General features: G+C 52.1%; 33 protein-coding genes. All 33 read left to right on the forward strand.

The window, feature by feature from the left end; all coding sequences use genetic code 11:
• Nucleotides 1-34 precede the first annotated feature (34 nt).
• On the forward strand, nucleotides 35-760 hold the full coding sequence (locus KGP26_RS07520; protein ID WP_371824933.1) for a phage antirepressor KilAC domain-containing protein: 726 nt from the start codon (nucleotides 35-37) through the stop codon (nucleotides 758-760).
• Entirely contained in the window at nucleotides 757-1,791 is a 1,035-nt protein-coding gene (locus KGP26_RS07525; protein ID WP_223665042.1) for a DUF968 domain-containing protein, read from the forward strand. Before KGP26_RS07520 ends, KGP26_RS07525 begins: the two co-directional genes overlap by 4 nt.
• The gene (locus tag KGP26_RS07530) at nucleotides 1,788-2,456 is read left to right on the forward strand and encodes a bacteriophage antitermination protein Q (RefSeq protein ID WP_223665043.1); all 669 of its coding nucleotides are present in this window, start codon (nucleotides 1,788-1,790) and stop codon (nucleotides 2,454-2,456) included. Before KGP26_RS07525 ends, KGP26_RS07530 begins: the two co-directional genes overlap by 4 nt.
• 626 nt (nucleotides 2,457-3,082) lie before the next feature.
• Nucleotides 3,083-3,601, forward strand: a complete 519-nt coding sequence (locus tag KGP26_RS07535) for a Rha family transcriptional regulator (RefSeq protein ID WP_223665044.1) — start codon at nucleotides 3,083-3,085, stop codon at nucleotides 3,599-3,601.
• Nucleotides 3,602-3,798: 197 nt separating this feature from the next.
• Nucleotides 3,799-4,053, forward strand: coding sequence for a phage holin (locus tag KGP26_RS07540; RefSeq protein ID WP_059199675.1), 255 nt, complete (start codon nucleotides 3,799-3,801; stop codon nucleotides 4,051-4,053).
• Nucleotides 4,053-4,583, forward strand: a complete 531-nt coding sequence (locus tag KGP26_RS07545) for a lysozyme (RefSeq protein WP_059199676.1) — start codon at nucleotides 4,053-4,055, stop codon at nucleotides 4,581-4,583. The genes KGP26_RS07540 and KGP26_RS07545 overlap by 1 nt, the downstream gene beginning before the upstream one ends.
• Nucleotides 4,580-4,918: a DUF2570 family protein gene (locus tag KGP26_RS07550; RefSeq protein WP_223665045.1), complete on the forward strand. Its 339-nt coding sequence runs from the start codon at nucleotides 4,580-4,582 to the stop codon at nucleotides 4,916-4,918. The genes KGP26_RS07545 and KGP26_RS07550 overlap by 4 nt, the downstream gene beginning before the upstream one ends.
• Complete coding sequence (locus tag KGP26_RS30395) at nucleotides 4,887-5,114, forward strand: hypothetical protein (protein ID WP_371824946.1); 228 nt, start codon at nucleotides 4,887-4,889, stop codon at nucleotides 5,112-5,114. Before KGP26_RS07550 ends, KGP26_RS30395 begins: the two co-directional genes overlap by 32 nt.
• Before the next feature lie 17 nt (nucleotides 5,115-5,131).
• On the forward strand, nucleotides 5,132-5,776 hold the full coding sequence (locus tag KGP26_RS07560) for a hypothetical protein (protein WP_223665047.1): 645 nt from the start codon (nucleotides 5,132-5,134) through the stop codon (nucleotides 5,774-5,776).
• Nucleotides 5,777-5,791: 15 nt separating this feature from the next.
• On the forward strand, nucleotides 5,792-6,106 hold the full coding sequence (locus KGP26_RS07565; protein WP_223665048.1) for a hypothetical protein: 315 nt from the start codon (nucleotides 5,792-5,794) through the stop codon (nucleotides 6,104-6,106).
• A 233-nt stretch (nucleotides 6,107-6,339) separates the two neighbouring features.
• Complete coding sequence (locus KGP26_RS07570) at nucleotides 6,340-6,909, forward strand: hypothetical protein (protein ID WP_223665228.1); 570 nt, start codon at nucleotides 6,340-6,342, stop codon at nucleotides 6,907-6,909.
• The gene (locus KGP26_RS07575; RefSeq protein ID WP_223665229.1) at nucleotides 6,851-8,959 is read left to right on the forward strand and encodes a phage terminase large subunit family protein; all 2,109 of its coding nucleotides are present in this window, start codon (nucleotides 6,851-6,853) and stop codon (nucleotides 8,957-8,959) included. Before KGP26_RS07570 ends, KGP26_RS07575 begins: the two co-directional genes overlap by 59 nt.
• A gap of 8 nt (nucleotides 8,960-8,967) precedes the next feature.
• Nucleotides 8,968-9,231, forward strand: coding sequence for a gpW family protein (locus KGP26_RS07580; RefSeq protein ID WP_223665230.1), 264 nt, complete (start codon nucleotides 8,968-8,970; stop codon nucleotides 9,229-9,231).
• Nucleotides 9,231-10,877, forward strand: a complete 1,647-nt coding sequence (locus tag KGP26_RS07585; RefSeq protein WP_127031117.1) for a phage portal protein — start codon at nucleotides 9,231-9,233, stop codon at nucleotides 10,875-10,877. The genes KGP26_RS07580 and KGP26_RS07585 overlap by 1 nt, the downstream gene beginning before the upstream one ends.
• Nucleotides 10,874-11,734, forward strand: a complete 861-nt coding sequence (locus tag KGP26_RS07590; protein WP_209552353.1) for a S49 family peptidase — start codon at nucleotides 10,874-10,876, stop codon at nucleotides 11,732-11,734. Before KGP26_RS07585 ends, KGP26_RS07590 begins: the two co-directional genes overlap by 4 nt.
• Nucleotides 11,735-11,737: 3 nt before the next feature.
• The gene (locus tag KGP26_RS07595; protein WP_223665231.1) at nucleotides 11,738-12,283 is read left to right on the forward strand and encodes a hypothetical protein; all 546 of its coding nucleotides are present in this window, start codon (nucleotides 11,738-11,740) and stop codon (nucleotides 12,281-12,283) included.
• Nucleotides 12,283-12,684, forward strand: a complete 402-nt coding sequence (locus tag KGP26_RS07600) for a head decoration protein (RefSeq protein WP_209527019.1) — start codon at nucleotides 12,283-12,285, stop codon at nucleotides 12,682-12,684. The genes KGP26_RS07595 and KGP26_RS07600 overlap by 1 nt, the downstream gene beginning before the upstream one ends.
• A 102-nt stretch (nucleotides 12,685-12,786) precedes the next feature.
• On the forward strand, nucleotides 12,787-13,836 hold the full coding sequence (locus KGP26_RS07605; RefSeq protein WP_223665232.1) for a major capsid protein: 1,050 nt from the start codon (nucleotides 12,787-12,789) through the stop codon (nucleotides 13,834-13,836).
• Nucleotide 13,837: 1 nt separating this feature from the next.
• Complete coding sequence (locus KGP26_RS07610; RefSeq protein WP_223665233.1) at nucleotides 13,838-14,236, forward strand: hypothetical protein; 399 nt, start codon at nucleotides 13,838-13,840, stop codon at nucleotides 14,234-14,236.
• On the forward strand, nucleotides 14,236-14,583 hold the full coding sequence (locus tag KGP26_RS07615; protein ID WP_209528065.1) for a hypothetical protein: 348 nt from the start codon (nucleotides 14,236-14,238) through the stop codon (nucleotides 14,581-14,583). Before KGP26_RS07610 ends, KGP26_RS07615 begins: the two co-directional genes overlap by 1 nt.
• Nucleotides 14,580-15,122, forward strand: a complete 543-nt coding sequence (locus KGP26_RS07620) for an ATP-binding protein (protein ID WP_223665234.1) — start codon at nucleotides 14,580-14,582, stop codon at nucleotides 15,120-15,122. Before KGP26_RS07615 ends, KGP26_RS07620 begins: the two co-directional genes overlap by 4 nt.
• 4 nt (nucleotides 15,123-15,126) lie before the next feature.
• Complete coding sequence (locus KGP26_RS07625) at nucleotides 15,127-15,321, forward strand: DUF2635 domain-containing protein (protein WP_223665235.1); 195 nt, start codon at nucleotides 15,127-15,129, stop codon at nucleotides 15,319-15,321.
• The gene (locus tag KGP26_RS07630; RefSeq protein WP_223665236.1) at nucleotides 15,318-16,823 is read left to right on the forward strand and encodes a phage tail sheath subtilisin-like domain-containing protein; all 1,506 of its coding nucleotides are present in this window, start codon (nucleotides 15,318-15,320) and stop codon (nucleotides 16,821-16,823) included. Before KGP26_RS07625 ends, KGP26_RS07630 begins: the two co-directional genes overlap by 4 nt.
• Nucleotides 16,824-16,832: 9 nt before the next feature.
• The gene (locus tag KGP26_RS07635; RefSeq protein ID WP_223665058.1) at nucleotides 16,833-17,201 is read left to right on the forward strand and encodes a phage tail tube protein; all 369 of its coding nucleotides are present in this window, start codon (nucleotides 16,833-16,835) and stop codon (nucleotides 17,199-17,201) included.
• Nucleotides 17,202-17,203: 2 nt separating this feature from the next.
• Entirely contained in the window at nucleotides 17,204-17,494 is a 291-nt protein-coding gene (locus KGP26_RS07640) for a phage tail assembly protein (protein WP_223665237.1), read from the forward strand.
• 120 nt (nucleotides 17,495-17,614) lie between these two features.
• On the forward strand, nucleotides 17,615-19,534 hold the full coding sequence (locus KGP26_RS07645; RefSeq protein WP_223665238.1) for a hypothetical protein: 1,920 nt from the start codon (nucleotides 17,615-17,617) through the stop codon (nucleotides 19,532-19,534).
• A gap of 23 nt (nucleotides 19,535-19,557) precedes the next feature.
• Nucleotides 19,558-20,310 (forward strand): hypothetical protein, encoded by a 753-nt coding sequence (locus KGP26_RS07650; RefSeq protein ID WP_223665239.1) that lies wholly within the window; start codon nucleotides 19,558-19,560, stop codon nucleotides 20,308-20,310.
• A gap of 54 nt (nucleotides 20,311-20,364) precedes the next feature.
• The gene (locus KGP26_RS07655) at nucleotides 20,365-21,768 is read left to right on the forward strand and encodes a DNA circularization protein (protein WP_223665240.1); all 1,404 of its coding nucleotides are present in this window, start codon (nucleotides 20,365-20,367) and stop codon (nucleotides 21,766-21,768) included.
• The gene (locus KGP26_RS07660) at nucleotides 21,765-22,832 is read left to right on the forward strand and encodes a phage baseplate assembly protein (RefSeq protein ID WP_223665241.1); all 1,068 of its coding nucleotides are present in this window, start codon (nucleotides 21,765-21,767) and stop codon (nucleotides 22,830-22,832) included. The genes KGP26_RS07655 and KGP26_RS07660 overlap by 4 nt, the downstream gene beginning before the upstream one ends.
• On the forward strand, nucleotides 22,832-23,425 hold the full coding sequence (locus KGP26_RS07665) for a phage baseplate assembly protein (RefSeq protein WP_223665242.1): 594 nt from the start codon (nucleotides 22,832-22,834) through the stop codon (nucleotides 23,423-23,425). Before KGP26_RS07660 ends, KGP26_RS07665 begins: the two co-directional genes overlap by 1 nt.
• Complete coding sequence (locus KGP26_RS07670) at nucleotides 23,425-23,862, forward strand: phage GP46 family protein (RefSeq protein WP_223665243.1); 438 nt, start codon at nucleotides 23,425-23,427, stop codon at nucleotides 23,860-23,862. Before KGP26_RS07665 ends, KGP26_RS07670 begins: the two co-directional genes overlap by 1 nt.
• A gap of 3 nt (nucleotides 23,863-23,865) precedes the next feature.
• Nucleotides 23,866-25,014, forward strand: a complete 1,149-nt coding sequence (locus KGP26_RS07675; protein WP_223665244.1) for a baseplate J/gp47 family protein — start codon at nucleotides 23,866-23,868, stop codon at nucleotides 25,012-25,014.
• On the forward strand, nucleotides 25,011-25,685 hold the full coding sequence (locus KGP26_RS07680; RefSeq protein WP_223665245.1) for a YmfQ family protein: 675 nt from the start codon (nucleotides 25,011-25,013) through the stop codon (nucleotides 25,683-25,685). Before KGP26_RS07675 ends, KGP26_RS07680 begins: the two co-directional genes overlap by 4 nt.
• The last annotated feature ends 25 nt before the right edge of the window (nucleotides 25,686-25,710 follow it).

Raw genomic sequence — 25,710 nt, forward strand, 5'->3', positions numbered from 1 at the left:
GGGACCGTACAACAGCTTGTGTGGAGAAAAGAACATGAATCAGTCTAATCTGATTGGTGGCGCTTGCGCATACCAATCTACCGTTATTACCCTCGAATTAGCCATGACCAGCTTGGAGATCGCCGAGTTGGTAGAGTCTCGTCACGATAATGTAAAGCGGACCATAGAGAGCCTTGTCAGTAAGGGGGTAATTGCTTTCCCTCAGACTGAGGAAAAGCCTACCGCTGGCCGCCCTGTAAGCTACTACGTTTTCCAAGGTGAGAAGGGCAAGCGTGACAGCATTATCGTTGTTGCCCAACTTTCCCCTGAATTTACCGCCCGCCTGGTCGATCGCTGGCGGGAGCTGGAAGGGAGGGGGCGTACCCCCCAAACATTCTCCGAGGCATTGCGCCTTGCCGCTGATCTGGAGGATGAAAAGCAAAGGCTCAAAAGTCAGCTTGCTGTAGCAGCCCCAAAGGTAGAGTTTGTTGATCGGTATGTTGAGGCTACTGGTTCACAGACATTCCGCCAAGTGTGCAAGCTGCTGAAAGCCAAAGAGCCGGACTTCCGCTTGTTCCTGTATGAAAAACATATCATGTACCGCCTCTCCGGAACATTTACCCCTTACCAGCAGCACATAGACGCAGGCCGGTTTGAGGTGAAAACCGGCACCAATCAGATCAATAACCATGCCTTTACTCAATCACGGTTTACTGCGAAAGGCATTAAGTGGATCGCCGGGTTATGGGCCGAACATTTGGCTAAGGCAAGTGCTGCATGAGGGTGCTACTAAAGCCGGTTGTTGTTCGTGAGCTAAACCAGGTGATATTGCGCCCAGGCAAGGATCTGCTGCCTATGTTCGGCGGGCGAATCCTGATATCGACCGAGCCGCACGAATTCAAGGCGCTGCCATCTGGCGCGCTGCCAGTGGATAACCAACACCTGGCTACTGATCCGCGCCTTTCTTCTTTCTTCTCCAATGAGCGGGTGCTTTCTGCTGCTGGTGGCATTAATGCGCTGGTGGATTGGCTAGACCGGTCGAATGAGTGCCAGTGGCATGCTGACGCTGACGATTATCACGATCGGAACATGAGCACGTTGCGCTACTGCGTCGGCGCTGTTCGCCTGTGTTGGCATCATGAGCACACCATTGCAGATCAGACGCTACCGACCCTTGATGCGTTGGCGGCCAGGAACGTAGCGGATTTTGTCCTTTACCGAGCCAGAACGCACTTCCGTTTTGACGAAAACCACCAGCTAAGTCTTCCGGAGTTGTGCTGGTGGGCTGTGATGGTGCAAGTCTCCGATCTGTTGCCGGAATCCGTGGCCAGGCTCTCTTTGCGCCTGCCACCTGCGGAGGTACCTACCGGCACCCGAAAAGAGGCTGATATTGTCTGGGAACGGGCACCCACGGAAATCATCAATGACTACGTCGAGCAGATTAAGCCGGTGTTGGCGGTAGATGTCGATCCCGAGCCACCAGCGGGATTTATGCTGCGACCGAAGATGAAGCGCTGGGAGTGCGAGAAGTACACCCAGTGGGTTAAATCGCAAGTGTGCTGTTGCGGCTGCGGGCGTCCGGCAGATGACCCGCACCACATCATCGATCATGGCTTCGGCGGCACGGGCACCAAGCCACACGACATATTCGCCATCCCTCTCACCAGGGAGTGTCACAACAAGTTGCATGACAATGTGGCCGCATGGGAAGCAGAACACGGCAGCCAACTCTATCACTTGGCCAGAACGCTAGATCGGGCGTACGGCATCGGGGCAATCGTCACAGCAAACAAGCGCGGGGCAAAAAAATGAATCAGCAATATCTGGAGTATGTTCGCGGCGCTGTATCGTTGGCCCTGGCCGATATCCATGGGATGACCAAAGGACAACTGGCAGCATTCGAGGGTGCGGCACTGGCGCACACCACGCGGTTCAAACGCCAGCGCCACCGTACTGTGGTAGTTGGCAACCGCAAGGTGTGCCCGGAGACCGATCCTATTCATTGCCCGGAGACCCGCACCCGGGCGAAACCCTTCCCGCCGATTGAAGAGCTGACATATTGCACCAGCTCATGGCGCCGGGCGATTTCCGTTCTTGAAACGCACCAGGAAGCATGGATCCGCTATTGCTATGGCGACTATAGCTATCACCATAATCAGCTATTGGTGGTGCCCTACATTTGGGCGCAATTTTCAGCCCAATGCCCGGCCAAGGTCAGCAAGAAGGTAAAGCTGCGGTTGCAGAGCCTGACGCTATTGGCCGTGCAGGTCGTGGCCAGTGAGATAAAAGGATATCCAAAGGAATATAGCCATACCAAGTTGGCGGAGCTATCAGGGGTGAGCAAATCAACATGGTCGGAAACCTACGGCGCGCACTGGAATACCTTGCTATCCCTTGTAGAAGCATTGGATGCGGGATCGTTAAAGTGGACGGCAGACAAGAGGATCAAATCACGATCAAAACATTTAGCATCGTGATACTTGCAAAACCGAACAAAACAGGTCATATTTAGTGTGATTTTGATATTTTGCCAATATTGCAATTGGTGCAAAGACCTCGCTTCGGCAGGTCTTTTTGCTTATAGGGATGTACACATAGTGGTGGTGTATTCCATGTGTGCGAAATTGCTACCTCGGCCCGAAATAAGTGTAGTAACGTGCTTAAATCGTTAGTGCGTCCGCAAAAAGTGTTGTAGTGTGATATTAGTGCTTACTTTTGATCCCCACAGGCAGTTTTGAAAAAAATCTTGAAAATGGGAAATGAAAGTAGTAAAAGGCTTTATGCTGTAGAGAAGTTTCAATCTGATGACCTGCCAAAGCGCAGGTTTTTTATTGCCTCTTGAAAAAATTAATAATTGCACGTAAATTCTCCATAATGGCCTGAGTTGTATAGGTCATTACAAATCGAACCCGCCATTGTGCGGGTTTTTGCATTTTAGGCCTCGACTTCTGTCGGGGCTTTTTTGTATCCAGCACCGCGCCGGTGCTAAACCCCGCCAAGAACCTGTTCAGAAATGAGCCTTTGAGGATGCCAGTAGTGGTAGGCGTACCCTCTTGGGCTGGTTTCCTGGGCGACAAGGGTTCATTTCTGAAAGGAAACACGCATGAAACAAGTAACAGTGATCCCCAAGTTCGACTTTAAGCAAATGGTGATGGCAATCCATGGAAAGGTGGTCACCACCTCCGTATTAGTTGCAAAGCACTTTAATAAGCGGCACAAGAACGTGATTCGTGCCATTCGTGAGTTGAAGTGTTCGGAACAATTTAAGCGGCTCAATTTTGAGCCTGCTGATTTTATTGATAAAAATGGCGAAATCCAACCAATGTACAATATGACCAAGGATGGGTGCATCTTCTTGATCATGGGATTTACAGGTGAAGCGGCTGCGGCGGTGAAAGAAAGCTATATCAACGCTTTCAACTGGATGGCCGAGCAGCTTACTCGTTGGCAGTCAATGGGAGAGGAGGCCCAGCAACGCCACGCTATCAAGGCAGCTCGTTCTGAAGTTAAAGGCCGTTTTGGCAGCCGCCTGATGCATGAGCGGAAGAAGGAGAAACGAGTGCTTAATCTGGAATACGAGCAAATTCTATCGCTTACACAACCGCGATTAATAATCGAATAGAGGCCCGCCGATGAGCGGGTTTTTTTATGTCCCCAAATCGGCCCTGGTGCATCCAGGGCTTTTCCATTTAGCAACCCGCCAAAACAGTCAACCATTGCAAACACATTACTTTCCCTGAGTGACTACGGCGGGCGGCTAATCCATATCTATCACCCGCCGATCGGGCCAGCCCCGGCAAGGGGAGAAGGATGAGAAACATGCTGGAAAAAACAGCTGATAACGCTACGCATGTTGGTTGGCTCATCGGCGCCGTACTTGGAGTTGTTAACCATTTCTCGCCCGCTGAGTGGATGGTGATCGGCATCATCGTCGGCATCCTTTGCTCAGTCATTGGCTGCATAACAAGCGTTTGGTTTAAGTGCCGCCGAGAGAAATTGTTAAAAATGTACCTGATCGACCGCTCCGCAAAGGGGATTTCTGCTCACGATGTAAATCTGATCGAGGGTGACTGATGCCTTCTACAAAAAGCAAACTCAGTGCCGCCATGCTGCTGCTTATCGCCGGTGGGGTATCCGCCCCGGTAATGATGGCGCAATTCCAAGACGAGAAAGAAGGGCAGCGGCTGGTTGCCTACCAGGACGGCGTCGGCATCTGGACGATCTGCGGTGGTGTGACGACGGTCAACGGTAAAAAAGTTGTTCAAGGCATGCGCCTCGTGGCAGAACAGTGCAAGCAGATAGACGCAGCAGAGCAGAAAAAAGCGCTCGACTGGGTAGATCGCAACATCAAGATAACGCTGACCGAACCGCAGAAAGTGGGCATCGCCTCTTTTTGCCCCTGGAATATCGGCCCCGCCAAATGTTTTACCTCGACGTTCTATAAAAAATTGAATGCTGGTGACCGGATCGGCGCCTGCCGCGAAATCCGGCGTTGGATATATGACCGTGGGCGGGATTGCCGGATCCGTTCGAATAACTGCTTCGGTCAGGTATTGCGGCGCGATCAGGAAGCCGAGCTAGCATGTTGGGGGATAGACAAGTGACAAAGTCAATCTTGGCAATGCTGGCCGCGTTCATTGTGGTAGTGATCTCCCTTGGCTGGTATGCCTCTTCGCTATCAGACGACTTGAAGGCTGCGCAGAAGGACAACAAAGCGCTAACTGATACGGTGAATGACCGTGACGGGACAATCACTGCGCTCAAGGATGCCGCTGGCGCTGACCGGCGGGCTACCGAAGAACAGTTAAAGCTTGAACAGCAGAAGAGGGCCAAGGCCGATGCTGAAAACGGAACGTTGCGCGAGGCGCTGGGGCATAGCGGCTGCAATAACCAGCGCTTGCCTGATGATGCTCTCCGTATCCTGCGCAGAGAGGGGTAAGCCAGCACCGGCCCCACGGTTGATTTACGTGTACCCACCAGCTGTATATACGCAGGTCTGCGAGAAAACGCCGTTCACCGGCACCACGTTTGGGGATGCTGTCATTGCGTTACAGGTGGCGCAGAACGAGTTGGACGTGTGCGCATCCCGTGTGGATGGGCTGATTAAGTGGCAGAGGGATAACTCCAGTAAGTAGCATTACAGGAAGGGTTCATGGCAGGTTTAAAAGAGCTGTCTGCACAACTGCAGAAGATTAAAAAACAGGTGCCTTTTGCTACTGCGCAGGCGTTGACTGCTGTTGCTAGAAAGATAGCGGATGCCCAGAAAACCGCATTTCAGCGACAGCTTGATAATCCCACGCCTTTCACAGTCAATTCTGTTCGATCGTTTGGCGCCCGAAAGAGTAGCCTCACGGCCAAGGTGTTCGTGATGGATACCGCTGCCAGCTACTTGGAGCCATTCGAGTTCGGTGGCCAGCACAAACTGAACAGCCAGGCGCTGCTAAACCCCAAGAACATTAAGTTGAACAAATACGGCAATTTGACGCGCAATAAGATGACACAGCTTAAAGCCAAGCCTGATGTATTTGTTGGGGCAGTTGGTGGTGCAAACGGCGTGTGGCAACGTACCAAGGTCAAGAAAGGCAAGAAGGGTAAGAAGCGGCGCAAGCGCTCTGCCAACGGCACAAGGCAGCCACGCATGAAGATGCCAGCGCCAAAGCTGCTGATCCAGTTTGGTGATACGCTGCCGGTCAAACCGACACTTGGTTACTTCGATCGGGCGCAGGCTATGGCTAGTGCACTGATGCCGACAGAGCTGAGCAGGGCAATGGCTGAGGCGATGCGAACAGCAAAATAAACAAGGGGAATAGTCATGCTCGAAATTTTTCTTTCGGAACAGCCGATTAAAACTACAGTTAGGCGCGGAGAAAATGGCTGCGTATGCGTCATCTCATCTCGTGTTGTGCCAGAAGCGGTTGATGAGCGAAAAAATATCCTTAAGGTTGGTCACATGATCAGCTTGAATGATCCGATTAGAAGGCGCGATATTCATCCGGTTCCAACAACGCCATTTTCCAGATTGCTATATCAATGTCGCTCTGCGCGAGATCTTAACGTTCAAGCTATCAACGATGCGGTACATGCCATCATCACTCAGGGGTTCAATGCGGTCACGTCGATACCGTAAGCCACAGAAAAAAATGGGTCCTTCCTAGCACTTTTGTAAAGCACGGGCATTGCGCGCCGTGCAGTTTCACCAGCTAAATATTTTTCATTTTGTGTCCCATGTCCCACAAGTGGATTTCTCGCTAACCCGCATCCCAGCGGAGTTTTCCTGATTTTCCGGGTGGGACATTTACGTGGGACACAAAAAAATGTCCCACACCGATGTCCCAATGTCCCACTGATGCGGAATGTCCCATGACCACGATGACGCAAGTTGACTATGCCAAGCATGCCGGTGTTGATCGCAAGACCGTCGGTCGCTGGATTAAAGCGGGCAAATATATTGTTCTCGATGGTGAATTGATTGACGTTGAGGCGAGCGATAAAGCCTTGGTGGCTTTGCGTGATAGCAAAGATCCGCGGGCGAAAAATGCTGCAAAGAAAAAGCCAGTTATCGCTTCGGCTGCTTCAACTGACGATGACAGCACGGAAGCAACTGTAAAACAGATCATGTTGGCATCCGGCGCAAAGATGTCTCGGGAAGAAGCCAGCAGAGTAAAAGAGAACTATTTGGCGTTATTAACAAAGCTGGAGTTCGAAAAAGAGGATGGGCAACTGGTGGAGCTGTCTGTAGCTGAGGCGGTTCTATTTGCCGCTTTTAGGGAACAGCGAGACGCCTGGATGAACTGGCCTTCACGGGTGGCTCCCTTGATGGCGGCTGATCTGGATGTTCCCGCCGATAGAATGACCGAGGTGTTAATAGAGCATGTCCATAAACACATCTCCGGCCTCGGCGAACCTGAATTTAACGCAGACGAAACATGATCGATTAACCCTAAGCATTCGCAAGGCCTGGACCCCTCCACCCCGGATCAGTGTGCCTGACTGGGCTGACGAATTTCGTAAGTTGGCGAAAGAGGCAGGTAGTACGTCTGGGGACTGGGAAACATCGACCGTAGAGATCGCTCGTGGCCCCATGTTGGCCGCCACAGAATCAGGGGTACACATCATCACGGTGATGTGTTGTACCCAGCTCATGAAAACAGCATTACTGGAAAACCTCTTTGGCTATTTTGCTCATCTTGACCCTTGCCCGATGCTGTTGCTCCAACCCAAAGAGGATGCGGCGGAGCAATTTTCCAAAGAGCGTATCACCCCGCTGATAAGGGTTACCCCAGCGTTAAGGCGGTTGGTCGGCGGTAATAAGCAGAAAAACTCGAAAGAGACATTGCTGTATAAATCATTCACGGGTGGCTTTCTTGCCCTGGCTGGTGCTGGTAGTCCAGATAACCTGGCGCGGCGACCAATCCGCGTTCTGCTTGCTGATGAGGTTGATAAATATCCGATTACCCGTGAGGGTGATCCTATTACCTTGGCTGAAGAACGCACCGCTACTTTTGGCCTTAATTGGCTATCTGTTCGTGCGTGTTCGCCGACGGTAGAGGACGAAAGCCGAATTGCGGCCAGCTATGCAGACTCCGATCAACGTCGAGCCTCGATTGCCTGTCCTCACTGCGGGCATCGCCAGTTCCCTGATTTCTTTAAACATGTCCATTGGCCATCTGAAGGGGATAAGCACAATACAAAAGCGGCGATGCTTCATTGTGAAAGCTGTGGTGCTGGCTGGTCTGAAGGCGAACGTCTCCGGGCGCTGCGAACAATTCAGTGGCATCAAACCAAGCCGTTCGAATGCTGCGGTCAGCGCCATGTCCCACTAAATATTTATGAGCAAGCTTGGCATACCGACGATCAGACCGCCGTGGGGCGGGTATGGCAGTGGTCGGCATCCGATCGCCACGCGGTGCATCGTGCTGTTTGCCCTACTTGTGGCGCTTTAGGGGTGGACAATATCCACGCCGGGTACCAGGCATCAAAGCTATTCAGCCCATGGCAAAAAGATAAACCCTCCGATATAGCGGAAAAGTACCTGCGCGCCAAAGGCGACCCTGATAAAGAGCTGGCTTGGTGGAATACCCAGATGGGGCTGCCACACCGTCCAAACTATGGAAAGCTTCTTCCGGTTGATGTCCTGCTTGCCAGGCGCGAGGTTTTTGAAGCCGAGGTTCCTGATGGTGTCGCGGTTCTCACGGCTGGCATTGATACACAGGCAGATCGCCTTGAAATTGAAGTGATCGGATGGGGTAAGGACGAGGAAAGTTGGTCAGTCGCCTATGACGTCATAGAGGGGGATCTGGAAACTGCAGAACCCTGGACACGTTTAGATGCCTACCTGCAGCAAATATGGCGCCGGGCCGATGGCCGGGGTTTCAAGATTATGGCCGCATGCCATGACTCCGGCGGCAACCATACCCAAAAGGTGTATGAATTTGCCAAGGCGCGCCTAGGGCGCCGTGTTTGGGCTATCAAGGGGGAATCTGCGACAGGAGGTAAACGTTCACCGATCTGGCCTAACAAGCGGCCAACGGCGCGGAGCAAGAGCCAGTACAGGCCGATAATCCTAGGTGTTAACTCGGCAAAGGACTCGGTTCGGTCGCGACTACATATAGAAAACCCTGGCCCGGGCTACATGCACTACTCCACCGATCGTGACATCGGTTACTTCACACAGTTGACTGCCGAGCGTTTGGTGATGAAAGAGGCAGCCGGCCAACGGTATAGCGTTTGGGAATTGCCAGCAGGCAGGGCTAACGAAGCGCTGGACTGTCGCGTTTATGGCTATGGTGCACTGTGCGGCTTGTTGCATATGGGTTTTAAATTGAACGCATTGGCAAACCTAATATCTACCAACCCAGATCGTTTATTGCCGCCGCCAGAGGAACCTGAAAGTAAGCCAGATTTACGGTTGCCTGGTGTCATTATTGAAGAGCCTGATAAGCCAAAACGCAAACGCCTGTCTCAAATTTTGCCATCTTAAGGATCCCTATGTTTAACCGTAACACTAGCCTGCTGGCCGGTGCGATGACGACTGAGCAATTGCAGGCCGCATTGGCGAAGGCACAGCAGGCCTATATCGATCTGGCTGCCGGATCCCGCGGTGTGTCGTTTTCGTATACGCAGGGTGATGGCACACGTTCTGTTTCCTACCAGCAATCCTCAATAGCTGACTTGATGGCGCTGATCCAGTTGCTTCAGGCTCAATTGGGTATTGTTCCCCGCCCACGTCGGCCTATGAGGTTTAAATTCTGATGAGTGACATCAAGATTTTAGGCCCAAATGGGCAGCCACTCGCACCGTCACGTTCAAAAGCGTCCATGCTGGTGGGCGGCAGTCGAGTACCTTACGATGCCGCAGATTCATTTAGTGACCAGTTGGCAAACTGGCAACCAGCGCTGTGGTCGCCGGATAATGAGATCAATATCTACCGCGATCGCATTGTCTCCCGCGTGCGGGATTTGGCGCGCAATGATGGGTGGGCCAGTGGCAGTATCACCCGTGTGCTGGATAACGCTGTTGGCGCGAACTTTCGCCCTATCCTGAAACCTGATTACCGCATGCTGGCGTTGATGACTGGAAACAGTGCATTCGACGCCACGTGGGCGGATGAATACGGCAAAGTGATCGAGGCACACTGGCGGTCATGGGCGCAGGATGACCCAGGCCGTTTTTGTGATGTTGAGCGCAAACAAACGGTGTCGCAAATGCTGCGGCTGGGTTTCCGTCACAAGCTTATTGATGGTGATGCGTTGGCGATCCTGCAATACCGTCCCGATCGGCTTGGCCGCGGGCGAGGCCGCTACGCAACAACAGTGCAGATCGTTGACCCTGATCGCCTAAGCAACCCGCAACAAAACTTTGATATGCCCAACATCCGCGGTGGTGTTGAAATTGATGGTGATGGTGCACCGGTGGCATACCACATCCGTGAGGCACATATCGGTGACTGGTGGAGCGGAGCCAAAACGATGACCTGGCGGCGTATCCCGAGGGAAACTGACTGGGGGCGGCCACATGTGGTGCACGATTATGATCATGAGCGTGGTGCTCAGCATCGGGGTAACGGCATGCTAACACCGGTCGTTCAGCGTCTGAAAATGCTCATCAAGTATGACCAGACGGAGCTGGAGGCAGCGATATTGAACGCGGTATTCGGTGCCTACATTACCTCGCCGTACGATCCGCAGATGGTTGAAGCAGCGATGGGGGACGCCTTCGACGACACCAGTATTGGTGCTTATCAAGATGGTCGTGTTGATTTCCATAAAGATCGGCGTATATCACTGCAAAACGGCGCAAGAATGCCGATTTTATACCCCGGTGAGGATGTCAAAGCCGTCAACGCTGCACGCCCACACAGTAACTTTGAAGTTTTCGAAAGCGCTGCTTTACGCAATATTGCAGCTGCAACGGGGCTTTCTACCCAGCAGGTAACGCAGGACTGGTCAGATGTTAACTACAGTTCAGCCCGTTCGGCGATGCTGGAAGCATGGAAAACGCTGACTCGTCGGCGTGATGACTTTTCTGCGGGGTTTGCCCAACCGATCCTATCCGCGTTTATCGAAGAAATCCATGATACGGAAGATTTACCGCTGCCAGCCGGCGCGCCGCATTTTCTGGACGCCAGGGCGGCTTATTGTCGTGCGCGCTGGATGGGGCCGGGGCGTGGCTGGGTGGATCCTGTTGCAGAGAAGAAAGGTGCGATCCTCGGGATGGATGCCGGTCTTTCAACGCTGGAAATGGAAGCAGCGGAAAACGCAGGCGAAGACTGGGAGGAAATGTTGGATCAGCGGCAGCGCGAAATAGCCGCATTTAAAGAGCGTGGGCTTCCACTTCCAAGCTGGGCGCAGGCCGAAATGCTAGCCCCAGAAACAATAAAAGATCCGGAGGCAGAGTGAATTTACCACATCTGGCGCAGCGACTGTTTAATACGCCGCTGGCGCTTCACCCGCAAAAAGCCGAAGTGGTTATGGCTGCCATGATGGACCGTTTCGGCATAACCCGCATCAACACCCTGGCATCGGATTGGATGGGCGATGATGACACCTTCACACGAAAGGCCCGAAAGCAGGATACTGGTTATGACGTGGTGGATGGCGTGGCGATCATTCCTGTGCAGGGAACTCTGGTACAAAAACTGGGTTCTTTGCGCCCATATAGCGGCATGACAGGGTATGACGGTATCCGGCAATCATTCCTCACAGCCATGAATGATCAGGAGGTGAATGGTATTTGCCTGGATATTGATTCACCTGGTGGTGAGGTTGCCGGGTGCTTTGACCTGGTGGACGAGATTTATTACGCCCGGGGTTCTAAACCGATCCACGCCATCCTGACCGAAAATGCCTATTCAGCGGCTTATGCTATTGCCAGCGCTGCCGATCGCATACACGTCCCGCGCACTGGCGGTGTGGGGTCTGTTGGCGTCATCGTTATTCACTGTGACTGGTCACAGCGAATTAAAGAAGATGGCCTGGCGGTAACCATCATCACCTATGGCGACCGCAAAGCCGAAAGCAATCCTTACGTCAAACTGACCGATCAGGCCCGTGCCGCGATCCAGGATGATGTGGATACGATGGGTAAGCTTTTCGTCAGCACGGTAGCCCGCAATCGGGGTATCACTGAGAAAACTATCCGCAATACCCAGGCTGCCTGTTTCCTGGCGGCTGATGGCGTACAACTGGGGCTGGCTGATGCAGTCATGACCCCTGACGCCGCATTCCGAAAATTACACAATGAAGCAGGAGCTTAACGTATGTCTTACTCAAAGTTTGCCCACCTGATGGGTTTTAAGAAAAAAGCCTCTGAAGATGAGGACGACGACAAAGAAAAAGGTAAAAAGGCGAAATCCCGCCACGCGGAAGAAGAGCGTGATGAGGAAGACGCTGAAGAGGACGATGACGAAAAGGACATGGAAGACGACGATGATAGCGATCCTGATGCTGAAGACGACGACGATGCTGGCGCCGAAGAAGACGATAGCACTGACGTGAAGAAAGGCAGCCGGGCAGAGCGCAAGCGTTGTGCCGCTATTTTTGGCAGCAAGCATGCTGCAGGTCGTCCGGATATGGCTGCACACCTGGCGTTCAACACCCGCATGAGCGCACGTGAGGCGATCAGCACGTTAGCTGCTATGGGACCGGCCACCGCTTTACCGACTAAACGATCGTCTCTTGATGAGCGCATGCAGGCGGAACAGGTTCGACTGGGGCCCGATGCTGGCGGTACAGCGGCAACGGGTAAAAATGCGCTGGTGGCCAAGATGACCAGCCTCTATGACACTGCACGAGGTATTAAGTAATGGACCAGTTTGGACAAAACCAATTTGCACCCGGCATGAAGAGCTCGGTGTTTGTGCCTGATCAGCTTGTATCGGGGCCATTGCAGCTTGTCACCGACTCGGTAACGATCGGGGTTTCTGGTGTGCTTAAGCGTGGCACGGTGCTCGGTATGATCACTGCGTCCGGCTCGTATATTCCGAGCAAAAAAGATGCGACCGACGGCAGCGAAAATCCGGTGGCTATCTTGGTCGACAATGTGGATACCACCACAACAGCACAAACGGGCGGCGTTTATCTGATGGGCGAGTTTAATCAAAATCGTCTCATTTTCGATGCTACCTGGACAATTGCTGGCTTGAAGGCTGCCTTACGACCATTGGCCATCTTCCTGCGCGACGGCATCCAAGCGCCAATCTCCTGATTTAACCTTTTCGAAAGCGTAACTGATGCCAATTCTTTGGCAGGGTTTCACTCGTCCTGAATTCTGGCCAGCCACGTCGCTGGCATCATAAAGAGACTGAATATGGAAAACATTTTTGATACCAGCGTGCTGGTGCAGGTCGTCCCTAACCTGAAGACCAGCCAGAACTGGCTTCTGGATCGCTTCTTCCCGAACGTGGTGACTTACGAGACGGAAGAAGTGGCTATCGATGTAGACGTGGGTCTGCGTCGAATGGCGCCATTCGTATCGCCGCTGGTGGAAGGTAAATTGCTCGAAAGCCGTAAATACCAGACCAACACCTTCAAGCCTGCTTATATCAAAGACAAGCGTGCTCCAGACCTACGCAAACCCATCCGCCGGCAGATCGGTGAACGCATTGGTGGTGAGTTTACTGCGGCCGAGCGTGAAATGCTGAACCTGCAGTTTGAGATGGCCGATCAGATTGACATGATCAATCGCCGTCTCGAATGGATGGCGAGTAGCGCGATGGTATCCGGCAAGGTCACGGTTAGTGGCGAAGGCTACGAAACCAAAGTGGTTGATTTTGGGCGTTCATCTGATTTGACTATCACTCTGAGCGGCAGTGACAAATGGCCGCTTACTGTGGCTGCGGGGGCAACAAACACCCAGCCATCGGATGATATTGAGGTGTGGCAGACGCTGATCCTTAAGAATTCCGGTGCTGTGCCGACCGACCTGGTGTTTACCAGCAAGGCGTGGAGAGCGTTCCGACTGGACACTACCATCAAGGATAACGCCATTACCTTCCCGGCGCTGAGCCCGTTTGGTAACCAGGTCAATGCTGGTCCACAGGCTCAAAAAGGGGCTGTCTATAAAGGGCGTTGGGGTAACTTTGACCTGTGGCTGTACAACGACTGGTTTATTGACCCTCTGGACAACGTTGAAAAGCCGATGATCCCAGACGGTGCAGTAATTATGTCGGGTGCCGATCTGATGGGTACTCGCGCGTTTGGCGTGATTCTGGACCCTGCTTTCAATTATGGGCCTTTAGCCTATGCCCCTAAAACCTGGGTGAAAGAAGACCCTGCCCAGCGCCTGCTGATGACTCAGTCTGCACCACTGGTCATCCCAAGCCGAGTAAACGCTGCACTTTGCGCTACGGTGGTGTGATATGAAGCAACCCAAACGGCAGGAGAGTGAACTGGGAGGCTTGCCGCCCGAGTTACTGGTTGATGGCCAGGAAGCAGGGAAATCGTTGAAGGTTGACGATCAGCCTCTGGATAATCTTGGCGACACCGACACCGACACCGACACCGACACCGATGGTGATGATTCGGATCAGGGGCCGGATAAAGAAACGCTGGGTGATGGTCTAGTTTCTGTGGTTGTCATCAAGGGCAATACGATACGGCATGACGGGCGAGACTTTACCGAAAACCGGACGTTGACGCTTTCAACTGAGGACGCACAGCGGCTGATCGGGTTGGGTGTTGTGGCAGATGTTGAACAACTCCGCAAACAGGCATTGAACCGCGCTGCGCCTGCAGTATCAGTTCAGTCGGGGGAATGATGGGTATCAACTGGGATCAGCACTTACTGGAACCCCTGCATGGTGTTTTCGGTGACCCGGTTGAGTACCGACCTGGTGGTGGCGGTACGCCTTACATCATCAGCGGCATCTTTGATCGCGCCTATACGCAGGATGTGGAGCCGCTGGATGACGGTAGCACTATCAACACCACATCGCCGGTGCTTGGTGTGCGCGATAGTCAGTTCCAGGCACCACCGAAACGCGGTGATCGCGTGCTGATTGGCATTGTCGGTGGTGTGCCGGTAAACACTCTGTTTGCCATCGCCGATATACAGCCGGACAGCCACGGTGGGACCAAGCTTATTCTCAACAAGGTGAAAGTATGAACGCCAAAGGGGTAAGGCTGCTGGTCATCGATGCGTTGAAGAACAAAACCGATGCCAGTGATCGGGTTTATTCTCCGCGGGACTGGCCAACTACAGCGGATATGTATCCGGTGATCCTGGTACAGACCCCGATCGATGTGAAGAACTCACTGGGCCGCAATGTTCCCCAGTTCACCACTGTGACCACTGTGCGCATTACCGGCCGTTTGCAGGAGCTGGACGATGAAGCAGAGGACAACGGGGCGGAAAAAGCAGAAGAGGCACTGGAGCAACTGCGCGAGCAGATAGAGCGTGCAGTGATCAACAGCTATGAGATGACCCGAAAAATTCAGCAGTTTCTGCAGGTGAGATCGACAATTGGTGTGGATGCTGGAGGGGAGGGGCATACCGCGCAGTTGCTGATGGAACTGGATATTGAATATTACCAGGGCCCGGAAGAATTCTATGAAATCGACGCTGAACCCCTCGAGGGGATAGACGTAGTGATCTCCATGCCGGAGGGCACCCCTGAACCACTCGTAAAAATCGATCTGGAGTAACCCTATGTTTGTGAAACCCGCACCGGGGCGCGTTGTGCGCGATCCGGTCAAGGGCACTTTTTTGCCTGAATCCGGCGAACAGGTTCCTGACAATATCTTTTGGGGGCGCCGCATAAAGGACGGCGATGTAGAAGCATTCGACCCGAACGCGGCGGTAAAACCGGCGGCTGGGAAGAAAGGCCAGGAGAATGATCAATGACCGTTCCATTTAAAGTCATCCCGTCAAACCAGCGCGCGCCATTTTTCTATGCTGAATTTGATAACTCAATGGCCAACACGGCCACTGCAATTCAGCGCACGCTGTTGATCGGGCAAATGCTGTCAACCGGCACGGCAACGCCAGGCCTCGCACAGAAAGTATCCTCTGACTCTGCTGTTGCAGGCATTTGTGGCAGCGGCTCAATGCTGCACAACATGATGACGGCGTACCTGGCTAATGACATTTCGGCGGAAATCTGGATCCTCCCACTGTCTGATGGCGCCACGGGCACTGTTGCGGCCACCGGGAAAATTCAGATTTTGAGTGCGGCCGCCGCGACCGGTGTACTGTCCCTGTATATTGCCGGGATGCGTGTACAACTGACCGTTGTCAGCACAGACGACAAAGTTGCTGTGGCTGCTGCGGTCGCAGCGGTGATCAACGGTCAAAGCCGGTTACCTGTAACAGCTGCTGTAGATGGCGCCGCTACTGATACCGTAAATCTGACGGCGAAAAACAAAGGTGCTCACGGTAACACCATCGATATCCGCCTCAATTATCAAGGGGTGGCCGTAGGGGAAGAAACGCCTCAAGGAATGACGTTGAAGATCACCTCGATGACTGGTGGTTCTGGCGCTCCGGTTTTGACGGATGCGCTGGGCAACCTGCAGGATCGGGCGTTTGACTTCATCGTTAACCCATACACGGACACCACTTCACTGGATACCGTGAAAGACTTCCTGTCTGATGCAACCGGGCGATGGTCCTATGCTCAGCAGCTGTACGGGCATTCGTTCGGGGCGCTGGCGGGCACTTATGGTTCGTTGTCAGCGGCAGGTTCAGCGCGCAATAACCAGCATGAAACGCTGTTGGGCATCAACGGTTCACCGACCCCTGCCTACCTGTGGGCAGCTGCGTTAACTGGTGCCATTGCGCCGAGCCTACGCAACGATCCTGGCCGACCAACGCAAACGCTGACCATCAGCGGTGTCTTGGCGCCACGACTGGAAAGTCGCTTCATGCTTATCGAGCGCAATAACCTGTTGTACAGCGGCATTTCCACCTTCACGGTGGCTGATGATGGCTCGGTGCAGGTTGAAAAGACGATCACAACCTACCAGAAGAACAAGTTCGGCGACGCTGACGACAGCTACCTGAACATTGAAACCTTGTTCCTGCTGATGTTCGTCACCCGTTTCCTGCGTACCCAGATCACTTCGAAGTTCGGGCGCATGAAGTTGGCTAACGACGGTACGCGATTTGCGCCAGGCTCGGCTATCGTGACGCCGAATGTGATCCGTGCGGAATTGATCGCGCAATACCGCACGCTGGAATACAACGGTTATGTGCAGGATGCCGCAGCGTTTTCGAAGACGCTGCTGGTGGAGCGCAACAGCAGCAATACAAAACGCGTGGATGTGCTCTGGACTGGCACGCTGATCGACCAGTTGGAAATTTTTGCACTTCTCAATCAATGGCGCAGAGCGGAAACCGCAGCCTAAGGAGGTTTTATGGGTGATACAACTAACCGCTTGGCCGGTACCGCTTATGTAACTGTTGACGGTATTACGGTGATGGTTGCGGGCCAGTTTAAATACAGCGTTTCAAAGGTTGAGCGCACGACATTGACTGGGATGGATTGGGTTCATGGGTATAAGGAAAAGCCCAGGGCGCCGTTTATTAGCTATCAAGGACGCGACAGTGGCGGAACCTCTCTCGAGGGATTGAATGACGCCACAAACGTTACTGTGGTTGTTGAGCTGGCAAACGGCAAAACAATTATCGGTGAAAATATGTGGTCTGTTAACACGCAAGATGTTGACAGTGAAGAAGCCACTTTCGACATGCGCTGGGAAGGCGGTTCGGTCAAGGAGTATTAATAATGTTGGAAAAAAGTAAAACTATTAAGCTTTCTAAGAAACTGGAACTGGCTAACGGAACAGTGGTCTATGAATCACTGGATTTAAAAGAGCCCGTTCTTATTCAAGTTGAGCAATTTTATGAATGCCAGCGTAATAAAAATTCAATGGCTGCAATGAAATTGTTGATTTCACTGGTTTCAACCGTACCGGAATCAGCTCTTGGTAATATGGATTTTACTGATTACAAAGAGTGCGAGGATTATTTATTGGGTTTTTTAACCTACAAAACCTCAAATGGTGGCAACAGTTAGCGGCAGAGGTCACGAAATATTACGGGTGGGGCCCGCATGATGCGTGGTCCCTTACGCAAACCCGCCTTGATTTTTTTGTTGAACAAGCTAAGCGAATAAATAATATAAAGGCGGGTAAGAATGGCTAACTCGTTTGATTTTGAAATACATGCCAACGATCAGGTTTCTGCTGCCATACAGCGAATTGATGATGTTGTTACTCGACTAAACCCATTATTGGAGACAACCACTGATAATCTTAGGCTTGGAGGCCAGGAATCGCTGGATGGGCTGGACTCTCTGAGCGATCGATTGTCAAAAATATCAACATTTGCTCGGGATAACGTTCAATTTATCGGCGATATGGTGCCTCCGCTGAAGATGGTTGGTGAGCTCGGGGGGAAACTAGGCGGGGCGCTGAAGTTTGGGGCGGCAGGCGCAGCAGCTTATGGCGTCGGCAAGAGTATTGCCTACATGGCTGGCAGTTTGCAAGATGCCAGCCATAGCGCCTACGAGTTAGATGTGGCGGCAAAAAATGCAGGTATGCGGGTTGATGATTTTACCCGCCTTTCTGGTGCCATGCAGATTTTGGGGGTAGATGCTGCGTCTGCCAATCAGTCAGTTGAAGGGCTATATGCAACGTTCAATGATGCACTTCAGGGGAGAAATAACGAGACTCTAGCTGTTCTGACACAGATTGGTGTTCAGATCGTCAGAAATAAAGACGGTACGGCCGATGTCTTGAAAACCATGGAAAGGCTTGCACAGGTCATTCCTAAGCTTTCTCCAGAAAAGCAAAAGACGGTGGCCGACGCTATAGGTTTGGATGCCGCAGGACTGGCTTTGTTGAGAGAGGGACTCAGGCTAAAAGCTCTCTTGGCGAAATCAGACAAGTTTGGTCTAACGGTTGACCCGCAATTAAACAGCGAGTTGACCGCACTGGATCGGACTATTAATGAGCTCGGCGTGTCATACGAAGGATTAAAGCAACGCACAAAAAATAATATTTTTTCATGGTTGCTATCTGATGGTTCCGTTAAAGATGGGCTGAAAGGGATAACGGACGTATTTTCTAACGGGCTGGACAGTATTTCTCTCGGCCATGCGATTGGTTTAAATCGGGGTAATGAGGCTGATCAGTTACGTTGGGGGTACAATAATCCCAAGTTTTACGAAACACTCGGTGAGTTGGATAAGGTTGGTCTTGATTACGGCTATATGACAGACGGGTATCGCGAAAAATACCAAGCCTGGCAAAAGCCGAATGAAGCTGTAAACCAACTACAACTTGATTTGGCCGCGGCAAGTGCGCCGGTTGCAGCACCTACGGGCTCAGCTTATGCGCAACCAGGAAACAATGCGCTTGGTTTGCGAAATAATAACCCTGGTAACCTGCGTGCTGCGCCAAATGCGACAGGTATGAATGGTGGGTTTTCTACTTTTGCGACGCCGCAGGATGGACTATCTGCGTTATCGCGGCAGCTCCAGCTTTACGGGGATCGTGGGAACAATACACTTAATGGCATTCTTCATACTTACGCCCCGCGTTCGGAAAATAAAACGCAGTTGTATATTGATGCTGTTGCTAAGCAGACCGGGTTTGGACCTGGTGATCGGCTAAATCTTCATTCACCCGAGGTCCTTGAGAAGATAATCCCAGCGATTATCAAACATGAGAACGGCACGCAGCCATTTAGCCGAGACGATATCTTGCAGGGTATCAATGAGTCAGTGACCGATGATCGATGGCGCGGGCTAAGGGACCGCAACAATCTGCTTGATCAGCGGCAGTCTGGTTTATTCGATCCTGTGGAAAAGCAAGATAGTGCGGTACCACTGGCGAAACAGCAGGAAAGCACAGGTGCGGGCACCTCGCTTTTTGCCCCTCAGGAGCAAAGTGGAGAGGATATAGCGCGGATCAGTGATGCGATGTCAAAAGCGATCGAGGAGAACAAATTTCAACTTGAAGTGACGTTAATTAATAGCCAAACTGGTGAGCGTAGGAAGGTAGATGCTACTGGTGGAGGACGCGTTTCATTTTCTATGCAGTCGCCAGTATAAAAAAAAGTATTGTGTGGGCTATTATGAAAAGTTTTAATAAGGTTGTGTTTGCAATAATTCTTTCTATTTTACCAATTTATTCATTAGCATCTGATGCTGCCGATATATGTAGGTCAGCCAGGGATGGCGGTTACAGAGACGTTATAACATTAGGGGCGTTAAATGGAGGGGAGTTATCAACGTCTGATAATTTAGTTGTTTGTTTTAAAGGTTTGGATATATCTCAAAAGATAGCAAGTAAAACAGGTGTAAGTGGCTTAGCTGGTGAGGGATTAAGAGTCACATCTGGAATTAAAGTCGATGAGTATGAAGAGTTTTATATCGCTTTCTACAATGATTCAACTGGGGTAGCCAGCATAGAAAGAGTTTTATCCAATCATCAAGGTAGGCTGATATCGACTGAAGGACTTGTCTTGAAAAAAAGAGACATGTCAAGTGCATCCCCAGATGCTGAGTTTAGAATATTTGGTGTTAATAAGTTACCTGCATTTCATAATGTTTATTTCAATATCATAGAGCCGACAAGTTCAAGTATATATAGATTTAGGGATATACCTGGTAAAGCTGATTTACCTGCAAAACTGGAGCACTTCAGTGATGGTTATGGTGAGTATGTAGGTAGCTCCGGGCTAGTTTCAGTATCGTCAACGGAAATTATAGAGGGTAAAGGACGTCAGTTGTTCGGGGCTCTATTCGGCTCTGACGGCAAGAGAATATGTGACCTTGATGCCAATGAAACTGGTTGGGCTTTGTTCCAAAAATGCATTAAACGCTAGTTGCACTCCAAACTATTGTTAGCCCGCCTAGTGCGGGTTTTTTTATGGGGATTTATGGCAATAATAAGTGACTCATTATCTTCTCTTCTTGGTCGTGGCGAGGATTGGGACTGGCGTGGGCATATTTACCCAGCCTCTTTTCGTGGCGTTCCGTTTGCCATTGTCAGCGGTGAAGGTGTGTATGGCCGCCGCCAGGCCGTGCATGAGTACCCTTACCGAAATACCGCTTGGGTAGAAGATCTCGGACGTGGAACGCGTAAGTTTACCCTTCGGGGTTTTATCGTTCAGGGCAGCCTGGTATATGACGCCCCTGATGTGATGACGCAGCGTAATTCTCTCGTTGCGGCCTGTGAAATGGATGGGCCAGGGACGCTGGTACATCCAACACTAGGTGAGTTGACAGTTAGCATTCCTGATGGCGGTCTGCGCTTGATGGAAGGGATGGAATCGGGGCGATCATTTGAATTTACCCTGACGGTTATTGAGTCCGGTTTGAAAGTTTTTGCGATCACTAGTAGCACACCAGCCAATTCAGTTGTTCAGGCCAACTGGTTGCGTACAGCATCTACAGCAGCTGCAAAGTTCATCGGCACCGTGAAAGGAGAGTTGCGGACCGTTACCCAGGCAATAAAGACACTGAAAAATACCGCCGCGTTCTGGGGGAATATGGTCAAAAGCGCCACGAATGAAGTGACCAACCTAAGTAATGTGTTGCGATCTACTTTTGGCAGCTCTCGCTATGGGCGTTACAACAACGGGACCGTGGGCGGAAGTGTATCGGGGGCCACCGGCGCCATTACCCGAGAGGCAGACACCGATGATTACCCTGGGCTGGTAAAACAAAAAATGGCGGAGGCAGTAACGGGCCGCGCACAGCTTCTGTCTGAAACAACCGCATTGCAAAACGCCACCTCCATCGAGGGCTTTTCACAAAGCGCCACAGCGATCGTCATGACGGTGGTATCAGTGAGCGGCAGCGTGGAGGAAAAAATCAGAATGCTGGAGACATTGGCCGGCTACCGGAGCAGCACATTCTATGCCACCAGTAGTGACGCTGCTATTTCTCTTAGTGCCAACATATTGTTGTGCGTGCTTTCAGCCGGAGCCATGGCAGCAGTTGCTGCAGACTATTCTCCTTCCAGTTATGACGATGCGATCGCTATGTTAAACCGCGTCTGCGACACGATAGATACCGTTCTGCTACTGGCCGCTGATGCTGGCAATGATGATGACTACACCAATCTGCTGGCCACGCGAAATTCTCTCGTCGATTCCTTCACACTAAAGGGGGCAAAGCTGAGCGCATTGACACAAATTTCAATGAGTACATCGATGCCTGCATTGGCATTGGCCAACCGACTTTATCAGGACGGGGCCCGTGGTGATGAGCTGATCCAAACTGTGCAGCCGCGGCATCCCGCTTTTATGCCTCTAACTTTTAGAGCGTTGAGAAAATGACCGACGAACTTACGTTGAAGGTGGGCAATAAGCTCATTCAGGGATGGGGTGAGATCCGGGTTACCCGTGGTATTGAGCGGTTACCTTCTGATTTTGATCTGTCTCTGATGGACCATTATCCCGGCTCTAACGGGGAGGAACTAGTAAGAAAAGGGGACCCGTGTCAGGTCATGTTGGGCGATGACCTGGTCATGACCGGTTATATCGACCGCTGGAACCCGGCATTGTCGAAATCACGGCATGAGATAAGGGCAACGGGGCGAGGTAAATGTCAGGACCTGGTGGACTGTTCGGCTGAATGGCCCAACAACGTGATCAGCCAGGCCAACGCGCTACAAATTGCACAGCGCCTGGCCGCGCCCTATGGCATCAATGTTTCCTCGGATGTCGAGGATATGGCGACGGTGCCGCAGTTTACCCTGAACTGGGGGGAGTCTTCGCAGGAAGTGATCGACAGGATCAGCCGGTGGGCCGCGCTTCTCTATTTTGACACGCCAGATGGCAATCTTCTGCTAACTCGTGTGGGCACCCGGAAGGCGGCCAGCGGCGTTGCGCAGGGGGAAAACATCGAATATGCCTCATTCACAGACTCGATGGATGAACGCTTTTCCGATTATATCGGTGTTTCGATGTCCACTACCCCGGTTGCTGAGTTCTCCCCTAATGCGGGTTATGACGCGGTGACGCTGGCCCGGGCACGAGATCCAGAAGCTGCAAAGATGCGGTATCGCAACCGCGTCATCATCGTGGAAAGCACTATGATCGCTACCCAGCAGGCGCAGAACTGCATTGATTGGGAAATGAACCGGCGCTTTGGCCGATCGAGGCAATTGCAGGTGACCGTTGACAGCTGGCGCGATAAGAGCGGCAAGCTGTGGGAACCCAATACACTCATCCCTATCAGTTTGCCAATATTTGGCCTGAAGGATGAGCTCTGGATCCTGGCGGAAGTGACCTTCATGCGTGGCGAACAGGGGACAACTGCCAGAATGGTTTTGATGCCACCGGCGGCGTTTGCTGTTCAGCCTTACGCATTCTACCGCCAGCTTCAGGAGGTCAATTGATGTCTGATTTTACAGGGCAACTGAGGCAATTAGGGCGCCGGGTTTCAATGATGCTCGGGATCGGGCGAATTACGGCGCATGGTGATGCAGGTGGGGTGCAAAAAGTACAGTACCAAACCCCCTTGGAGGTACGCGACAGCACGCCGCGCATGGCCGAATTTGGGTTTTCCTCTGGTTTGCCGGTGGGTACGGATGTCGTGATCGGTTTCCTCGGTGGTGATCGCTCCAGTGCTGTCATTATTGCCAGCAACAATCAGCAGTTCCGCCACTCTGATCTGCTTTCCGGTGAAACGGTGATTTATAACCAGTGGGGCATGTTCATCAAGTTGACGGAGGCCGGTATCGAAATAGAGGCCAACAGCAAGCCCGTGACGGTCAGCAATGCAACGCAGGTAACCATCAATGCTACCGAGGGGGTGTTGATGAATACGCCGACAGTAAAGGTTACGGGTGACATCATCGACAACTGCGAAAGCAATACCGCGACCTTGAAACAACTTCGAGATGCCCATAACGACCATGATCATGTAGTGCGGAATGTTCAGGGCGGGGATGAAGATAAAACCAGCGAAAAACCAGGGGAGCAAGTGTGATGAGTGATATCAGCTCTTGGTGGGACGTTGATCAGCTCAGGGCTGATTGGCGAGAGGGCCCCGGCGACTTGTTGGAAGGTGATGATCTTCAGACCGCCATTATTATTAGCCTTTTCACGGATCGCGTGGCTCGTTCTGATGACGATATTGATGGTGATGATAGCCGCGGCTGGTGGGGCGACTCAGGGGCGGAAACGGAGATTGGTTCACGTCTCTGGCTGCTTCGTCGGCAAAAGTTGACTCCTGCAGTTGCGCTCAAAGCTGAAGACCATTGCCGTGATGCTGTGAGTTGGCTGATCTCTGACGGCGTTGTGGGGTCAATCGAAACGGCGACCCAGATCGTTCACCCGCGCCGCCTAAATATCGTGATCCGCTATTACAGGCCAGGTAACAGCAACAGCACGGACATGCGTTTTTTTTGGGTATGGGAGCAATGATTTATGCCATTCAAAAGGCCCACATTAACCGAGCTACGCGATAGAAACCGTGTGCAGCTCGAATCTGAGTTAAGAAAGACTGGTTCCCTGCTCCGCTTCTCCAATATGCGCATCCTTGCGGATGCCGACGCGGGCTTGTCTCATCTGCATTACGCCTACCTCGATTATATAGCGCAACAATCCACACCTTACACCGCTACTGATGAATGGCTGTCTGGGTGGGCAGCGATGAAATCGGTCTATCAGAATGCGGCTGAAGCTGCACAAACAGCGTCATACCAATTTAGTGGCATACCAGGTGCAACGGTCGATAAGGGGGTTGTTCTTAATCGCGGTGATGGGTACCAGTATCGACTGGATGCCGGGATAACGATCGGCCCGGGTGGGACCGGTGTAGGCGCATTGACAGCCATATTGCCAGATATTGTGTCGGACTCGACTGGCGGGGGCGTCTCCGGTAATGCTGATGCTGGCACAATCCTTACACTTGACGTTGCGTTACCGGGTATCGAGTCCAGTGGCGTGATGGTGGATCCTGCTCTCGGCGGGGCGGATATTGAGCCGCAAGAGAATTTCCGGGCTCGCATGCTGCTGGCCTATCAAAATCCTCCCCAGGGCGGCAGCGATACTGACTATAAGCAATGGGCACTTTCTGTCCCAGGGGTTACCCGCTGCTGGGTAAAGCGTCGGCTAATGGGGGTAGGGACTGTTGGCGTATACATCATGTGCGATGGCAGTGATGAAACAAACCACGGTTTTCCTGTGGGTACTGACGGGATCAGCCAACTTGATGATTGGGGGGCAGACAAAGCAACAGGGGATCAGGGGCGAGTAGCCGACTATATCTACCCGCTGCAACCCGTAACGGCGCTTGTGTACCTCTGCTCACCAGTTGGAAAGGTCATCGATTTTGAAATCAGCGGGATCAGTCATGTTGGTAGCGATGTAACAACGGCCATCAATGCCGCGATCGATAACGTTTTCTTTGAGGACGGAAACCCGGATGGAACAGGGAAGATTTTTATATCTGACCTGAACCGGGCCATTGGTGATATAGAAGGAACCGCAGGGTTTATCCTGGAGTCGCCTAGTGTGAACATTATCCTGGGTGTTGGAGAACTTCCTGTCCGCGGCGAGGTGATCTATACATGAGCCAGTATCCTGCAGAAAGCTACAGCCAGGCACTGCAATCATTAATCCCCTTGGGGTTAGCCTGGCCGCGTGAGCCTGGTGCCGTTCAAGCTGCTGTGATCCGCGCGCTGGCAACCAGTTTTCAGCGTAGTGATAGCGACGCAATCTCTCTCTTAAACGGCGGGTTCCCATCAACCGCAACCATTTTACTACCTGAGTGGGAAAAGTCGCTTGGCTTGCCAGATGATTGTTCTATCGGCGAGGTTGATACGATCGCTAAGCGCCAGGCAGCAGTGGTTTCGAAACTTATCAGTACCGGTGGCCAGTCTAAATCCTATTTTATCGGTATAGCCAGAGCGCTAGGTTACAACATTACGATCAAAGAATTTCGGCAAGCGCGTGCAGGGCTGTCTGTCTGTGGCGACGGGTTAAATGGCGACGACTGGCCATTTGTGTGGCTGGTTGAGGCAGAAGAAACAACCATCTCCTATGCTCGAGCTGGGATGAGTTACTGCGGCGATCCGTTGCGTTCATGGGGAAACCGGCAGCTTGAGTGCCGAATGAATGCGCTCTCGCCTTCGCATACGATCGTGAAATTTGGCTATATCAATTTTGGATTCAACGACGAGGGCGTTTACGACGTTACTCCAGAGTTTGCCGATATGTTCGACACCGCATCGGACTATCTCTAATCATATCTATATTAAATTTCAGGAG

This window comes from Serratia sp. JSRIV002 (assembly GCF_019968725.1).
In the GTDB taxonomy this organism is placed as follows: Bacteria; Pseudomonadota; Gammaproteobacteria; order Enterobacterales; family Enterobacteriaceae; genus Chania; species Chania fonticola_B.

Coding starts and splice junctions, on each gene's coding strand:
- KGP26_RS07520 (WP_371824933.1), top strand. CDS start 35: ATGAATCAGTCTAATCTGATTGGTGGCGCTTGCGCATACCAATCTACC.
- KGP26_RS07525 (WP_223665042.1), top strand. CDS start 757: ATGAGGGTGCTACTAAAGCCGGTTGTTGTTCGTGAGCTAAACCAGGTG.
- KGP26_RS07530 (WP_223665043.1), top strand. CDS start 1,788: ATGAATCAGCAATATCTGGAGTATGTTCGCGGCGCTGTATCGTTGGCC.
- KGP26_RS07535 (WP_223665044.1), top strand. CDS start 3,083: ATGAAACAAGTAACAGTGATCCCCAAGTTCGACTTTAAGCAAATGGTG.
- KGP26_RS07540 (WP_059199675.1), top strand. CDS start 3,799: ATGCTGGAAAAAACAGCTGATAACGCTACGCATGTTGGTTGGCTCATC.
- KGP26_RS07545 (WP_059199676.1), top strand. CDS start 4,053: ATGCCTTCTACAAAAAGCAAACTCAGTGCCGCCATGCTGCTGCTTATC.
- KGP26_RS30395 (WP_371824946.1), top strand. CDS start 4,887: ATGCTCTCCGTATCCTGCGCAGAGAGGGGTAAGCCAGCACCGGCCCCA.
- KGP26_RS07560 (WP_223665047.1), top strand. CDS start 5,132: ATGGCAGGTTTAAAAGAGCTGTCTGCACAACTGCAGAAGATTAAAAAA.
- KGP26_RS07565 (WP_223665048.1), top strand. CDS start 5,792: ATGCTCGAAATTTTTCTTTCGGAACAGCCGATTAAAACTACAGTTAGG.
- KGP26_RS07570 (WP_223665228.1), top strand. CDS start 6,340: ATGACCACGATGACGCAAGTTGACTATGCCAAGCATGCCGGTGTTGAT.
- KGP26_RS07575 (WP_223665229.1), top strand. CDS start 6,851: ATGTCCATAAACACATCTCCGGCCTCGGCGAACCTGAATTTAACGCAG.
- KGP26_RS07580 (WP_223665230.1), top strand. CDS start 8,968: ATGTTTAACCGTAACACTAGCCTGCTGGCCGGTGCGATGACGACTGAG.
- KGP26_RS07585 (WP_127031117.1), top strand. CDS start 9,231: ATGAGTGACATCAAGATTTTAGGCCCAAATGGGCAGCCACTCGCACCG.
- KGP26_RS07595 (WP_223665231.1), top strand. CDS start 11,738: ATGTCTTACTCAAAGTTTGCCCACCTGATGGGTTTTAAGAAAAAAGCC.
- KGP26_RS07600 (WP_209527019.1), top strand. CDS start 12,283: ATGGACCAGTTTGGACAAAACCAATTTGCACCCGGCATGAAGAGCTCG.
- KGP26_RS07605 (WP_223665232.1), top strand. CDS start 12,787: ATGGAAAACATTTTTGATACCAGCGTGCTGGTGCAGGTCGTCCCTAAC.
- KGP26_RS07610 (WP_223665233.1), top strand. CDS start 13,838: ATGAAGCAACCCAAACGGCAGGAGAGTGAACTGGGAGGCTTGCCGCCC.
- KGP26_RS07615 (WP_209528065.1), top strand. CDS start 14,236: ATGGGTATCAACTGGGATCAGCACTTACTGGAACCCCTGCATGGTGTT.
- KGP26_RS07620 (WP_223665234.1), top strand. CDS start 14,580: ATGAACGCCAAAGGGGTAAGGCTGCTGGTCATCGATGCGTTGAAGAAC.
- KGP26_RS07625 (WP_223665235.1), top strand. CDS start 15,127: ATGTTTGTGAAACCCGCACCGGGGCGCGTTGTGCGCGATCCGGTCAAG.
- KGP26_RS07630 (WP_223665236.1), top strand. CDS start 15,318: ATGACCGTTCCATTTAAAGTCATCCCGTCAAACCAGCGCGCGCCATTT.
- KGP26_RS07635 (WP_223665058.1), top strand. CDS start 16,833: ATGGGTGATACAACTAACCGCTTGGCCGGTACCGCTTATGTAACTGTT.
- KGP26_RS07640 (WP_223665237.1), top strand. CDS start 17,204: ATGTTGGAAAAAAGTAAAACTATTAAGCTTTCTAAGAAACTGGAACTG.
- KGP26_RS07645 (WP_223665238.1), top strand. CDS start 17,615: ATGGCTAACTCGTTTGATTTTGAAATACATGCCAACGATCAGGTTTCT.
- KGP26_RS07650 (WP_223665239.1), top strand. CDS start 19,558: ATGAAAAGTTTTAATAAGGTTGTGTTTGCAATAATTCTTTCTATTTTA.
- KGP26_RS07655 (WP_223665240.1), top strand. CDS start 20,365: ATGGCAATAATAAGTGACTCATTATCTTCTCTTCTTGGTCGTGGCGAG.
- KGP26_RS07660 (WP_223665241.1), top strand. CDS start 21,765: ATGACCGACGAACTTACGTTGAAGGTGGGCAATAAGCTCATTCAGGGA.
- KGP26_RS07665 (WP_223665242.1), top strand. CDS start 22,832: ATGTCTGATTTTACAGGGCAACTGAGGCAATTAGGGCGCCGGGTTTCA.
- KGP26_RS07670 (WP_223665243.1), top strand. CDS start 23,425: ATGAGTGATATCAGCTCTTGGTGGGACGTTGATCAGCTCAGGGCTGAT.
- KGP26_RS07675 (WP_223665244.1), top strand. CDS start 23,866: ATGCCATTCAAAAGGCCCACATTAACCGAGCTACGCGATAGAAACCGT.
- KGP26_RS07680 (WP_223665245.1), top strand. CDS start 25,011: ATGAGCCAGTATCCTGCAGAAAGCTACAGCCAGGCACTGCAATCATTA.